Source organism: Pseudomonas palmensis, from assembly GCF_049942755.1.
GTDB lineage: Bacteria > Pseudomonadota > Gammaproteobacteria > Pseudomonadales > Pseudomonadaceae > Aquipseudomonas > Aquipseudomonas palmensis.
Genome location: NZ_CP187958.1, coordinates 3,135,808 through 3,148,482 on the forward strand (window position 1 = coordinate 3,135,808; position 12,675 = coordinate 3,148,482).

The following is a 12,675-nucleotide window of genomic DNA, read 5'->3' on the forward strand; positions in this document are numbered from 1 at the left end:
GCGTTATGCAGCTGGTTCGAGGCCTTCACAACCTTCGCCCCGAGCATCGGGGCTGTGTTGCCACTATCGGCAACTTCGACGGTGTTCACCGCGGTCACCAGGCTATCCTGGCGCGTTTGCGTGAGCGCGCGGTAGCGCTGGGCGTACCCAGCTGCGTGGTGATTTTCGAGCCACAGCCGCGTGAGTACTTTGCACCGGACACCGCGCCTGCGCGCCTGGCCCGCCTGCACGACAAGGTCGCCCTGTTGGCCGCCGAAGGCATCGACCGGGTGCTGTGCCTGGCGTTCAACCAGCGCCTGTGCAAGCTCAGCGCCGCCGAATTCGTCGACACCATCCTGGTCGACGGCCTGGGCGTGCAGCACCTGGAGGTCGGTGACGACTTCCGGTTCGGCTGCGACCGGGTGGGTGACTTCACGTTCCTGCAGCAGGCCGGCCTGCGCCACGGCTTCACCGTGGAAGCGGCGCAAACCGTGGAGCTCGAGGGCCTGCGGGTCAGCAGCACGCAGGTGCGCGAAGCACTGGCGCGTGCCGACTTTGCCGTGGCCGAGCGTCTGCTGGGCCGCCCGTTCCGCATCCGCGGCCGGGTGCTGCATGGGCAGAAGCTGGCGCGCCAGCTGGGTTGGCCCACGGCCAACATACAACTCAAGCGTCATCGCGTACCGCTCACCGGGGTGTACCTGGTCAGCGTCGAACTCGATGGCCAGGCGTGGCCGGGTGTCGCCAACATCGGCGTGCGCCCCAGCGTTGCAGGTGATGGCCGCGCCCACCTGGAAGTGCATCTCCTGGATTTTGCCGGCGATCTGTATGGCCGGCGTCTCACGGTGGAATTCCACCACAAGCTGCGCGATGAGCAGCGATTCGCCTCCCTGGAGGCGCTGAAGTCGGCGATCGATGCGGATATCGCCGCCGCACGTGCCCATTGGCACGGTCAACCGCTAACGAAGAGCCTGAAATGACCGACTATAAAGCCACGCTAAACCTTCCGGACACCGCCTTCCCGATGAAGGCCGGCCTGCCACAGCGCGAACCGCAGATCCTGCAGCGCTGGGACAGCATTGGCCTGTACCAGAAGCTGCGCGAAATTGGCAAGGATCGTCCGAAGTTCGTGCTGCACGACGGCCCGCCCTACGCCAACGGCAAGATCCACATCGGTCACGCGCTCAACAAGATTCTCAAGGACATGATCTCGCGGTCCAAGACCCTGGCCGGCTACGATGCGCCGTACGTGCCGGGTTGGGACTGCCATGGCCTGCCGATCGAGCACAAGGTCGAAGTGACCCACGGCAAGCACCTCACCGCGGACAAGACCCGCGAGCTGTGCCGTGCCTACGCGGCCGAGCAGATCGAAGGGCAGAAGAAGGAATTCATCCGCCTGGGCGTGCTGGGTGACTGGGACAACCCCTACAAGACCATGGACTTCGCCAACGAAGCCGGCGAAATCCGCGCCCTGGCCGAAATGGTCAAGCACGGTTTCGTGTTCAAGGGCCTCAAGCCCGTGAACTGGTGCTTCGATTGCGGTTCGGCCCTGGCCGAAGCCGAGGTCGAATACGCCGACAAGAAGTCCCAGACCATCGACGTGGCCTTCAACGTGGCCGACGAAGCGCGGCTGGCCCAGGCCTTCGGCCTGTCGTCGCTGGCCAAGCCCGCCGCCATCGTGATCTGGACCACCACCCCGTGGACCATCCCCGCCAACCAGGCGCTGAACGTGCACCCCGAGTTCAGCTATGCCCTGGTGGACGTCGGCGACAAGCTGCTGGTGCTGGCCGAAGAGCTGGTCGAAGCCTGCCTCAAGCGCTACTCGCTGGAAGGTTCGGTGATCGCCACCGCGCCGGGCTCTGCACTGGAGCTGATCAACTTCCGTCACCCTCTGTACGATCGCCTGTCGCCGGTCTACCTGGCCGAGTACGTCGAGCTGGGCGCCGGTACCGGCGTGGTCCACTCGGCCCCGGCCTACGGTGAAGACGACTTCGTGACCTGCAAGCGCTACGGCATGGTCAACGACGACATCCTCACCCCGGTGCAGAGCAACGGCGTGTACGTCGACTCGCTGGAATTCTTCGGTGGCCAGTTCATCTGGAAAGCCAACCCGCACATCGTCGACAAGCTCGCCGAAGTCGGCGCGCTGATGTTCACCGACACCATCAGCCACAGCTACATGCACTGCTGGCGCCACAAGACCCCGCTGATCTACCGCGCCACCGCGCAGTGGTTCGTGGGTATGGACAAGCAGCCTGACAGCGGCGAAACCCTGCGCAAGCGCGCCCTCAACGCCATCGAAGAAACCAAGTTCGTGCCGGCCTGGGGCCAGGCGCGCCTGCATTCGATGATCGCCAACCGCCCGGACTGGTGCATCTCGCGTCAGCGCAACTGGGGTGTGCCGATCCCGTTCTTCCTGCACAAGCAGACCGGTGAACTGCACCCGCGCACCGTCGAACTGATGGAGCAGGTGGCCCAGCGCGTCGAGCTCGAGGGCATCGAAGCCTGGTTCAAGATGGACGCCGCCGAACTGCTCGGTGACGAAGCCGGCCAGTACGACAAGATCGCCGACACCCTGGACGTGTGGTTCGACTCCGGTACCACCCACTGGCACGTGCTGCGTGGCTCGCACAACATCGGCCACGAAAGCGGCCCGCGCGCCGACCTGTACCTGGAAGGTTCCGACCAGCACCGCGGCTGGTTCCACTCCTCGCTGCTCACCGGCTGCGCCATCGACGGCCATGCGCCGTACCGCGAGCTGCTGACCCACGGCTTCACCGTGGACGAGAACGGCCGCAAGATGTCCAAGTCGCTGGGCAACACCATCGAGCCGCAGAAGGTCAACGACACCCTGGGTGCCGACATCATGCGCCTGTGGGTATCGGCCACCGACTACTCCGGCGAGATGGCGGTTTCCGACCAGATCCTGCAGCGCAGCGCCGACGCCTACCGGCGCATCCGCAACACCGCGCGCTTCCTGCTCTCCAACCTGTCCGGCTTCGACCCGGCCCGCGACCTGCTGCCGGCCGACGACATGCTGGCGCTGGACCGCTGGGCGGTCGACCGCACCCTGCTGCTGCAGCGCGAGCTGGAAGAGCACTACGGCGAGTACCGTTTCTGGAACGTCTACTCCAAGATCCACAACTTCTGCGTGCAGGAGCTGGGCGGCTTCTACCTCGACATCATCAAGGACCGCCAGTACACCACCGGCGCCAACAGTGTCGCGCGCCGCTCGTGCCAGACCGCGCTGTACCACATCAGCGAAGCGCTGGTGCGCTGGATCGCACCGATCCTGGCGTTCACCGCCGACGAGCTGTGGCAGTACCTGCCGGGCGAGCGCAACGAGTCGGTCATGCTCAACACCTGGTACCAGGGCCTGACCGAGCTGCCAGAAGGCATCGAGCTGGACCGCGCCTACTGGGACCGCGTGATGGCCGTCAAGGCTGCGGTCAACAAGGAGCTGGAGAACCAGCGTGCGGCCAAGGCCATCGGCGGCAACCTGCAAGCCGAAGTCACCCTGTTCGCCGACGAGGCCCTGAGCACCGACCTGAACAAGCTGGGCAACGAACTGCGGTTCGTGCTGATCACCTCGGCAGCCAGCGTGGCGCCGTTCGTCGAAGCCCCGGCCGATGCCGTGGTTACCGAAGTGGCCGGCCTCAAGCTCAAGGTGGTCAAGTCGGGTCACGCCAAGTGCGGCCGTTGCTGGCACTTCCGCGCCGACGTGGGCGTGAACCCGGAGCATCCGGAAATCTGCGGTCGTTGTGTCGACAACATCAGCGGCAAAGGTGAGGTGCGTCACTATGCCTAACCCCAACGTGGGGCGCTTCGGGCGCCTCGCCTGGCTGTGGCTGAGCCTGCTGGTACTGGTCCTGGACCAGGCCAGCAAGCACTACTTCGAAGGTGCGCTGAGCCTGTACCAGCAGATCGTGGTCATCCCCGACTACTTCAGCTGGACCTTGGCCTACAACACCGGTGCGGCCTTCAGCTTCCTGGCCGACAGCTCCGGCTGGCAGCGCTGGCTGTTCGCCCTGATCGCCCTGGTGGTCAGTGCGGTGCTGGTGGTGTGGCTCAAGCGCCTGGGCCGCGACGACACCTGGCTGGCCGTTGCGTTGGCCCTGGTGCTGGGCGGTGCGCTGGGCAACCTGTACGACCGCATCGTGCTCGGCCACGTGGTCGACTTCATCCTCGTGCACTGGCAGAACCGCTGGTACTTCCCGGCCTTCAACCTGGCCGACAGCGCCATCAGCGTGGGCGCCGTGATGCTGGCGCTGGATATGTTCAAGAGCAAAAAGTCCGGAGAACCCGTCCATGACTGATACCCGTATCGGCCAGAACACCGAAGTCACCCTGCACTTCGCGCTGCACCTGGAAAACGGTGATACTGTCGACAGCACCTTCGAGAAGGCTCCGGCGGTGTTCAAGGTCGGCGACGGCAACCTGCTGCCGGGCTTCGAAGCCGCGATCTTCGGCTTCAAGGCCGGCGACAAGCGCACCGTCAGCGTGGCACCGGAGAACGCCTTCGGTCAGCCGAACCCGCAGAACGTGCAGATCATTCCCCGCTCGCAGTTCCAGGACATGGAGTTGTCCGAGGGCCTGCTGGTGATTTTCAACGACGCGGCCAACGCCGAGTTGCCCGGCGTGGTGAAGGCGTTCGATGACGCGCAGGTGACCATCGACTTCAACCACCCGCTGGCCGGCAAGACCCTGAACTTCGAGGTGGAAATCCTCGCAGTCAAGGCCCTTTGAGCCAGGAGTCAGCCATGCAGATCAAACTCGCCAACCCACGCGGCTTCTGCGCCGGCGTGGACCGGGCGATCGAAATCGTCAATCGCGCCCTCGAGGTGTTCGGCCCGCCGATCTATGTGCGTCACGAAGTGGTGCACAACAAGTTCGTGGTCGAAGACCTGCGCGCGCGTGGGGCGATCTTCGTCGAAGAGCTCGACCAGGTGCCCAATGACGTCATCGTCATCTTCAGTGCCCACGGCGTTTCCCAGGCCGTGCGCCAGGAAGCGGCGGGGCGTGGCCTCAAGGTCTTCGACGCGACCTGCCCGCTGGTGACCAAGGTGCACATCGAGGTGGCCAAGTACAGTCGCGATGGCAAGGAATGCATCCTGATCGGCCACGAAGGGCACCCCGAGGTCGAAGGCACCATGGGCCAGTACGACGCCAGCAATGGCGGTTCGATCTACCTGGTCGAAGACGAAGAGGATGTCGCCAACCTGCAGGTTCGTGACCCCGAACGCCTGGCCTTCGTGACCCAGACCACCCTGTCGATGGACGACACCAGCCGCGTCATCGATGCGCTGCGCACGCGCTTCCCCAGCATTGGCGGGCCGCGCAAGGACGACATCTGCTACGCCACCCAGAACCGCCAGGATGCGGTCAAGCAACTGGCTGACGAGTGCGACGTGGTACTGGTGGTGGGCAGCCCGAACAGCTCCAACTCCAACCGCCTGCGTGAGCTGGCCGAGCGCATGGCCACCCCGGCCTACCTGATCGACGGTGCAGAAGACATGCAGCGCAGCTGGTTCGACGGTGTCGAGCGTATCGGCATCACCGCCGGCGCCTCCGCCCCCGAAGTGCTGGTGCGTGGTGTGATCGCGCAGTTGCAGGAATGGGGCGCCACAGGTGCCGACGAGCTCGATGGTCGCGAAGAGAATGTAACGTTCTCGATGCCCAAGGAGCTGCGGGTGCGTTCACTGATCTGACCCGGCGGCCGCGCACAGCGGCTGATCGGTGGCGAGGTGGCGCAGGCTGACCCGCCCGGTGCGTGACAGCACCACCTGATGCAGGCTCCGGGTTCCGGGACTTTCGCACACGTGCAGGGTCCCGGCCTGGAACGCACCGCCCGCCTGCAGCGGTACCCCCAGCCCGCTGAAATGCACCTGCCGCGCCAGCGGCTGATTGCCCACCACACGAACCTTCCCGCTGGCACGGTACTCGTGCAGCAAGCCTTCATCGTCGGCGCTCATTCGCCATCCCTTGCTCCAGTCGCCCTCCAGGGCCGTCAGGCTGACTCGCTGATTGCGCAGCAGGGCTTCGCTGCGGGCGCTGCGCAAGGCCTGGGCAAGGTTCTGCGCGCTGGCCTCGCGCTGTAGGCTCACGCTCATGGCGCTGTAGGCCGGCAGCCCTAACTGCGTCAGCGCCGCGATCAGCCCCAGCGCATACATCATTTGTATCAGTGTTACGCCCTGTTGCCCCATCGTGCATCCCTCCCTGGAAGTGCTTCTCTGTAGATTCAGTGCCGCTCGGTTGGGCGTCCAGTCGGCCGGGTAGGCAATCACATGGGGAAATTTCGCAGGAGGCGAACATGGCCAGGAGGCTGCAGCAGGGCATGACCCTGATCGAAGTGATGGTGGCGCTGCTGGTGCTGTCACTGGGAGTAATGGCGGCGGCTGTGCTGCAAGGGCGGGCGTTGCACGGCACCGACGGCGCGCTGCGTACTACCCAGGCGCTTTACCTGGCCCAGGCCCTGCTCGAAGGCGCGCGCGCTGCGGGCGGGCTGACGGCCGGGGAGGCCAGTGCCTTGCAACGCGAGCTGGTGAAGGTGGCCGGCGCGTCCGCGCAGGCACAGGTGCGCCAGGCGGGCAATGGGCTCGCACTCGACCTGCACTGGCAGGGCGGTGGCCTTGCTGTGCAGGGGCAGGTGGGGCCATGAGGCGCGACACCGGTTTCGGCCTGGTCGAGGCGCTGCTGGCGTTGAGCCTGGGCGTGCTGCTGGTGCTGGCCGGCAGCCGTCTGTTCATCGGTGCGCTGCAGGGTTGGCAGGCGCAGGGCGCACTTGCGCAGTTGCAGGAGGATGCGCGCTTCGCCCTGCAGCGCATGGCCCGCGACATCCGCATGGCCGGTGCATTCGGCTGCCTGCGGCGCGAGGCGATCAGCTTTGCCGACCCTGCCATTGCCGCGGCATTTGCCCTGCCGATCAGTGTCAGCCTCGAGCCTGACGGCACCCTGCGCAGCCTGAGCCTGGTTGGCGTGCAGGGTGGGGAGGCCGGTGGCCCGCCCAACTGGACGCTGCTCACCGACTGCCTGAGCACCGCCCAGGTGCAGGCAGGCGAGCGCTTGCCCGGGCCACAACAATTCGCCTTGCCGGTTCGTCAGCAGGTGTACCGCCTGGTGGACGGGCAACTGCTGCTCACCAGTGGTGGCAGCCACGCGGTGCTGATAGAACATGTCAGCCGGCTGCAGATTGACCTGGGCGTGGCGGGCGAGGGCGGTGAGCTGGCCTGGATGACGGCGGTGCCCGACCCTTCGCGCATTCGCAGCATCCGCCTGCGCCTGACCCTGGACGACCCCGCTGAACGGGTGCGCGCGCAAACCTATCAGATGGTCGCCGCCGTACGTAACCGCCTGCCATGAAGCTGCAACGGGGCATGGCGCTGCTGGTGTGCCTGGTGCTGATGCTGCTGTGCGGCCTGCTGGGTGTTTCGGTGCTGCACAGTGCCGCCTTGCAGGCACGCATGGCCGGCAACCTGGTGATGGCATTGCAGGCGTTCGAGGCGGCGGAAGCCACGTTGCGGCTCGCCGAGGCCCGTGTGCTGGCGAGGCTTGAGCCACCGGGCCCGTGCGTGTACTGCCTGCCGCCGCCGGAGGCACCCAGGGTACGCGCCGCCGGTGTGCAGGGCGGGGCGGGGCCAAGCTCCGGGCTGGGCTGGCAGGCGCAAGGGCCTGGCTTCTTCCTGGTACAGAACCTGGGCCGCAGCTCGCGCCCCGCGCGGCTGCCCGACGGCCTTGAGGTGCAGCTGCTTCGGGTGACTGCCGTGGGGCGTCAGCAGCAGGCGCGGGTGGTGCTGGAGAGCGTGCTGGCGCAGCCAGTGGTGTCGGCTGAATGGCCGGCGCAACGTATCTTGTGGCGGCAGATCCACTAGGGGCGCACAACATGCCGCGAACTCATCAGGGCCTGAGCCTGATCGAACTGTTGATTGTCGTCGCCGTGGTCGGCATTCTGGCGGGCATTGCCTACCCCAGCTACCGCGACACGGTGAAAAGAGCCGCGCGCAGCGAGGTCGTGGGGCTGCTGTTCGACAGTGCGCAGCACCTGGAGCGCCACCGCGCCCGCACGGGCCAGTATGCCGATACCGACGCCGTGATCACCCCGTTGCCCCCCGGCACAGGCCATTACAGCCTGCACGCCAGCCGCGAGGCCGAGGGTTTCAGCCTGCTGGCCCGGCGTCACGCTGGCGGGCTGATGGCCGGCGACGCCTGTGGCGACTTCGAGCTCGATCACCAGGGTGTGCGCGGCAACCCCGGTGCCAGCAACGAGGCGGACGGGGGTTGCTGGGGTAACTGACGTCTTTCATACGGGTACTGGACCAATAGATGACCAAGCAAGTAGTGATTGTCGGCGGTGGGGTGATCGGCCTGCTGACTGCGTTCAACCTGGCGGCCGATGTCGAGCAGGTGGTGGTGTGCGACAAGGGCGCGCTCGGCCAGGAGTCTTCCTGGGCCGGGGGCGGGATCGTGTCGCCGTTGTACCCGTGGCGCTACAGCCCGGCGGTTACCGCACTGGCGCATTGGTCGCAGGACTTCTATCCGCAACTGGGCGAGCGTCTGTTCGCCAGCACCGGTGTAGACCCCGAGGTGCATACCACCGGCCTGTACTGGCTGGACCTGGACGATGAAGCCGAGGCGCTGGCCTGGGCGGCCCGCGAGGGGCGCCCGTTGAGTGCAGTGGATGTGGCCCGCGCCTATGCGGCGGTGCCCGTGCTGGGGCCGGGTTTCGACCGGGCCATCTACATGGCGGGTGTGGCGAACGTGCGCAACCCGCGCCTGGTCAAGTCGCTCAAGGCGGCGTTGCAGGCCCTGCCGAACGTGACCCTTCGCGAGCATTGTGAAATCACCGGGTTCAGCCGCGAGGGCGAGCGTATTTGCGGCGTTGAAACCGTCGATGGCCCGATCCGCGCCGACCAGGTGGTGCTTACGGCGGGGGCCTGGAGTGGCGACCTGCTGCGCCCGCTGGGCCTGGAACTGCCGGTGGAGCCGGTGAAAGGGCAGATGATCCTGTTCAAGTGCGCGGAGGATTTCCTGCCGAGCATGGTGCTGGCCAAGGGACGCTACGCGATCCCACGGCGTGACGGGCACATTCTGGTCGGCAGCACACTGGAGCATGCAGGCTATGACAAGACGCCCACCGAAGCGGCGCTGGCGAGCCTGAAGGCCTCGGCCATCGAATTGCTGCCGGCGCTGGCCGATGCCACGCCGGTCGGGCATTGGGCGGGGTTGCGGCCAGGCTCACCGGAAGGTGTGCCGTACATCGGCCAGGTGCCCGGGCATGAAGGCTTGTGGTTGAACTGCGGGCATTACCGCAACGGGCTGGTGCTGGCGCCGGCGTCCTGCCGGTTGTTCGCCGACCTGCTGCTGGGGCGTGCGCCGATCATCGACCCGGCGCCGTACGCGCCGGGGCCGCGCCTGCTGTAACAGCAGGCATGTGGAAGCCGGCCTGGCCGGCGAAGGGCCCTCAGCCCTGGCGGGTATCGTTGGGCCCCTGCTCCAGATGCGCCGGGCTGCAATACCACAGCTGGCCCCGGTGCAAGGCACGGTCGGTGGGCAGGTGCACGCCGCAATGGGCACAGCGCACCATCTTCAGCGGGTCATCGAGGGTAGGGCGAGTATCGGCAGCAGTGCCGGCCTTGAACTTGCGCCACAACCAGAACGCAGCAGCAATCAGGGCAATCCAGAGAATTAGGCGAACCATGGTGTCCAGCTTTGTCGAATGAAGAGCCCCCAGTTTAGGGCCTGGCAACAAAAAAGGGAGGCCATCAGGCCTCCCTTTTTCATTCACCGTATGGCGTGTCAGTCGAATACGCCAAAGGTCATGTAGCTGAACCACGAACGGTCTTCGTTGTTGCCTTCGGCTTCGTGGTTTTCTTCTTCGATCACGTCGCCATTTTCGTCCTTGGGCAGCAGTTCCTGCGGGATCGCGTCTTTGGCGTCCTGGTACTGCTTCTGCACGTCCTGGTTGGCGCGGGTCTGGCCTGGCGGCAGCGGCGGCGCGCTGGAGATCAGGCCTAGGGTGGCCTTGGACAGCCACGAACGGTTGTCCGCCTCGTCCTGCTGCGGCACGAACTGGCCGTCTTTCAGGCTCGGGTGATCGGGGTAGTTGAGTTTCAGGGTTTCCAGGCTGGTGGCTGCCAGTTCGTCCAGGTGCAGACGCATGTAGGCTTCGGTCATCACCGCCAGGCCGTCACCGACCGATGGGGTTTCCTGGAAGTTTTCTACCACGTAGCGGCCACGGTTGGCGGCGGCGACATACGCCTGACGGGTCAGGTAGTAGTCGGCCACGTGGATCTCGTAGGAGGCCAGCAGGTTGCGCAGGTAGATCATGCGCTGCTTGGCGTCCGGCGCGTAGCGGCTGTTGGGGAAGCGGCTGGTGAGCTGGGCGAACTCGTTGTACGAGTCACGCGCAGCGCCCGGGTCACGCTTGGTCATGTCCAGCGGCAGGAAGCGCGCCAGCAGGCCGCGGTCCTGGTCGAACGAGGTCAGGCCCTTGAGGTAATAGGCGTAGTCGACGTTCGGATGCTGCGGATGCAGGCGGATAAAGCGCTCGGCAGCCGACTTGGCAGCCTCGGGCTCGGCGTTCTTGTAGTTCGCGTAGATCAGCTCCAGCTGCGCCTGGTCGGCATAGCGGCCGAACGGGTACCGCGACTCCAGGGCCTTGAGCTTGGAAGTGGCGCTGGTATAGCTGTGGTTGTCCAGGTCGGCCTGCGCCTGCTGGTACAGCTCGGTTTCGCTGAGGTTTTCGTCGACGACTTCCTTCGAAGAACAAGCAGCGGTGAGTCCGAGGATGGCGATCAGCAGCAGGTGTTTCACTTGCATGGCGGCTTGCGTCCCTATGACGGCTGCTGTCTTGGGCGAGGCCGTCCTGTTATGATGAGCACCCCGTTGGAACCCTCGGGGCAAAAGACGCCGTATTTAACCACAAGCGTGCAGCTGAAACCAAAGGCTGTGCCTCCGCCTGATTCGAGCATGTCCGAGAAAATTGAACTTCGCGCAGAGGTACCGTCCGAATTGGGCGGGCAACGCCTCGACCAAGTCGCCGCCCAACTGTTTGCCGAGCACTCGCGCTCGCGCCTTTCCGCCTGGATCAAAGAAGGCCTACTGACCGTCGATGGCAACGTCGTGCGTCCGCGCGACATCGTCCATGGCGGCGCCCTGCTGGCGCTTGACGCCGAGCAGGAAGCCCAGGGCGAGTGGGTGGCGCAGGACATCGAACTGGACATCGTCTACGAAGACGAGCACATCCTGGTCATCAACAAGCCGGCCGGGCTTGTGGTGCACCCGGCTGCCGGTCATGCCGACGGCACCCTGCTCAATGCCCTGCTGCACCACGTGCCGGACATCATCAACGTGCCGCGCGCCGGCATCGTGCACCGCCTCGACAAGGACACCACCGGTCTGATGGTGGTGGCCAAGACCATTCAGGCGCAGACCCAGCTGGTAGCCCAGTTGCAAAGTCGCAGCGTCAGCCGCATCTATGAATGCATCGTGATCGGCGTGGTTACCGCAGGCGGCAAGATCAACGCCCCGATCGGTCGTCACGGCCAGCAACGCCAGCGCATGGCGGTGATGGAGGGCGGCAAGCAGGCCGTCAGCCACTACCGCGTGCTCGAACGCTTCCGCTCGCACACCCACGTGCGGGTCAAGCTGGAAACCGGGCGTACCCACCAGATCCGCGTGCACATGGCCCACGTCAACTTCCCGTTGGTCGGCGACCCGGTATACGGCGGGCGCTTCCGCATCCCGCCGGCGGCCAGCGTGACCATGGTCGACGCGCTCAAGACCTTCCCGCGCCAGGCCCTGCACGCACGCTTCCTGGAGCTGGATCACCCGGTGACCGGTGAGCGCATGGGCTGGGAGTCGTCCCTGCCGGACGACTTCGTATGGCTGCTGTCGCTGCTCAAGCAGGACCGCGAGGCCTTCGTCGGATGAGCCCGCTGACGCACCACCTGCTGACCCCCGACTGGCCTGCGCCAGCCTGGGTCAAGGCGTGCGTCACCACCCGGGGCGGCGGCGTGAGCCTGGCGCCCTACGATTCGTTGAACCTGGGCGACCACGTCGGTGACGCCCAGGCCGCAGTGGCCGAGAACCGTCGGCGCCTGACCGCGCAGTTCGCCATCCAGCCCGCCTGGCTCAAGCAGGTGCACGGCATCGATGTGGTCGAGGCCGACCCGGCGCGGGTTGCCGAAGCCGACGCCAGCTGCACCAGCACCCCCGGCATCGCCTGCACGTCCATGACCGCCGACTGCCTGCCGGTACTGTTCTGCGACCGTGCCGGCACCCGCGTGGGCGCTGCCCATGCCGGCTGGCGCGGGCTGGTGGGCGGTGTGCTGGAGGCCACGCTCGATGCGCTGGGCGTACCGGCCAGCGAGGTGCTGGTATGGTTGGGCCCGGCCATCGGGCCCCAGGCGTTCGAGGTGGGCGGCGAAGTGCGCGAAGCCTTCATGACCGTTCATCCGGAAAGTGCCAGCGCCTTCGTGGCGGGGGCGCAGCCCGGCAAGTTCATGGCCGACATCTATGCACTGGCGCGCATTCGCCTGGCGGCCCGTGGCATCACTGCCGTGTATGGCGGCGGCCTGTGCACCGTGAGCGACCCACGCTTCTATTCCTACCGTCGCAGCCCCGTTACCGGGCGCTTCGCTTCGCTGATCTGGCTGGCGCCTCGCTGACCTGGATCAAGCCCGCTACGCTTGAATCTTCCAC

Annotated in this window: 15 protein-coding genes; 12 read left to right on the plus strand and 3 right to left on the minus strand. The window is 66.1% G+C overall.

Translation table 11 applies throughout. The features are described from left to right. Nucleotides 1-5 precede the first annotated feature (5 nt). Genes ribF through ispH form a run of 5 tightly spaced genes read left to right on the plus strand, consistent with a single transcriptional unit; the run spans nucleotide 6 to nucleotide 5,684 of the window. On the plus strand, nucleotides 6-956 hold the full coding sequence (gene ribF, locus ACPRTJ_RS14410; protein ID WP_054914919.1) for a bifunctional riboflavin kinase/FAD synthetase: 951 nt from the start codon (nucleotides 6-8) through the stop codon (nucleotides 954-956). Then, nucleotides 953-3,784, plus strand: coding sequence for an isoleucine--tRNA ligase (gene ileS / locus ACPRTJ_RS14415; protein WP_043860307.1), 2,832 nt, complete (start codon nucleotides 953-955; stop codon nucleotides 3,782-3,784). The genes ribF and ileS overlap by 4 nt, the downstream gene beginning before the upstream one ends. After that, on the plus strand, nucleotides 3,777-4,292 hold the full coding sequence (lspA, locus tag ACPRTJ_RS14420; protein ID WP_043860308.1) for a signal peptidase II: 516 nt from the start codon (nucleotides 3,777-3,779) through the stop codon (nucleotides 4,290-4,292). Before ileS ends, lspA begins: the two co-directional genes overlap by 8 nt. Further along, on the plus strand, nucleotides 4,285-4,722 hold the full coding sequence (gene fkpB / locus ACPRTJ_RS14425; protein ID WP_054914918.1) for an FKBP-type peptidyl-prolyl cis-trans isomerase: 438 nt from the start codon (nucleotides 4,285-4,287) through the stop codon (nucleotides 4,720-4,722). The genes lspA and fkpB overlap by 8 nt, the downstream gene beginning before the upstream one ends. Before the next feature lie 14 nt (nucleotides 4,723-4,736). Beyond that, nucleotides 4,737-5,684 (plus strand): 4-hydroxy-3-methylbut-2-enyl diphosphate reductase, encoded by a 948-nt coding sequence (ispH, locus tag ACPRTJ_RS14430; RefSeq protein ID WP_043860310.1) that lies wholly within the window; start codon nucleotides 4,737-4,739, stop codon nucleotides 5,682-5,684. On the opposite strand, the gene ACPRTJ_RS14435 is transcribed toward ispH, so the two are convergent. After that, entirely contained in the window at nucleotides 5,673-6,149 is a 477-nt protein-coding gene (locus ACPRTJ_RS14435) for a GspH/FimT family pseudopilin (RefSeq protein ID WP_229589858.1), read from the minus strand. The genes ispH and ACPRTJ_RS14435 overlap by 12 nt on opposite strands. Before the next feature lie 137 nt (nucleotides 6,150-6,286). Between ACPRTJ_RS14435 and ACPRTJ_RS14440 the strand changes: the two genes are divergently transcribed. Genes ACPRTJ_RS14440 through thiO form a run of 5 tightly spaced genes read left to right on the plus strand, consistent with a single transcriptional unit; the run spans nucleotide 6,287 to nucleotide 9,393 of the window. Next, nucleotides 6,287-6,634, plus strand: coding sequence for a type IV pilus modification PilV family protein (locus ACPRTJ_RS14440; RefSeq protein ID WP_426427047.1), 348 nt, complete (start codon nucleotides 6,287-6,289; stop codon nucleotides 6,632-6,634). After that, on the plus strand, nucleotides 6,631-7,335 hold the full coding sequence (locus tag ACPRTJ_RS14445) for a PilW family protein (protein WP_258660049.1): 705 nt from the start codon (nucleotides 6,631-6,633) through the stop codon (nucleotides 7,333-7,335). The genes ACPRTJ_RS14440 and ACPRTJ_RS14445 overlap by 4 nt, the downstream gene beginning before the upstream one ends. Next, nucleotides 7,332-7,844: a pilus assembly PilX family protein gene (locus ACPRTJ_RS14450; RefSeq protein WP_258660048.1), complete on the plus strand. Its 513-nt coding sequence runs from the start codon at nucleotides 7,332-7,334 to the stop codon at nucleotides 7,842-7,844. The genes ACPRTJ_RS14445 and ACPRTJ_RS14450 overlap by 4 nt, the downstream gene beginning before the upstream one ends. 11 nt (nucleotides 7,845-7,855) lie before the next feature. Beyond that, the gene (locus tag ACPRTJ_RS14455) at nucleotides 7,856-8,266 is read left to right on the plus strand and encodes a type IV pilin protein (protein ID WP_054914914.1); all 411 of its coding nucleotides are present in this window, start codon (nucleotides 7,856-7,858) and stop codon (nucleotides 8,264-8,266) included. Between the two features lie 29 nt (nucleotides 8,267-8,295). After that, a complete protein-coding gene (thiO, locus tag ACPRTJ_RS14460) occupies nucleotides 8,296-9,393 on the plus strand; it encodes a glycine oxidase ThiO (RefSeq protein WP_258660046.1) in 1,098 nt (365 codons plus the stop codon). A 40-nt stretch (nucleotides 9,394-9,433) separates the two neighbouring features. On the opposite strand, the gene ACPRTJ_RS14465 is transcribed toward thiO, so the two are convergent. Both ACPRTJ_RS14465 and ACPRTJ_RS14470 read right to left on the minus strand, forming a co-directional pair. After that, the gene (locus ACPRTJ_RS14465; RefSeq protein WP_043860316.1) at nucleotides 9,434-9,670 is read right to left on the minus strand and encodes a PP0621 family protein; all 237 of its coding nucleotides are present in this window, start codon (nucleotides 9,668-9,670) and stop codon (nucleotides 9,434-9,436) included. A 98-nt stretch (nucleotides 9,671-9,768) separates the two neighbouring features. Next, nucleotides 9,769-10,791, minus strand: a complete 1,023-nt coding sequence (locus ACPRTJ_RS14470; protein WP_043860317.1) for an outer membrane protein assembly factor BamD — start codon at nucleotides 10,789-10,791, stop codon at nucleotides 9,769-9,771. 150 nt (nucleotides 10,792-10,941) lie between these two features. On the opposite strand from ACPRTJ_RS14470, the gene rluD reads away from it, so the two are divergent. Both rluD and pgeF read left to right on the plus strand, forming a co-directional pair. After that, nucleotides 10,942-11,904: a 23S rRNA pseudouridine(1911/1915/1917) synthase RluD gene (gene rluD, locus ACPRTJ_RS14475; RefSeq protein ID WP_043860318.1), complete on the plus strand. Its 963-nt coding sequence runs from the start codon at nucleotides 10,942-10,944 to the stop codon at nucleotides 11,902-11,904. Next, complete coding sequence (gene pgeF, locus ACPRTJ_RS14480; RefSeq protein WP_100633439.1) at nucleotides 11,901-12,641, plus strand: peptidoglycan editing factor PgeF; 741 nt, start codon at nucleotides 11,901-11,903, stop codon at nucleotides 12,639-12,641. The genes rluD and pgeF overlap by 4 nt, the downstream gene beginning before the upstream one ends. The last annotated feature ends 34 nt before the right edge of the window (nucleotides 12,642-12,675 follow it).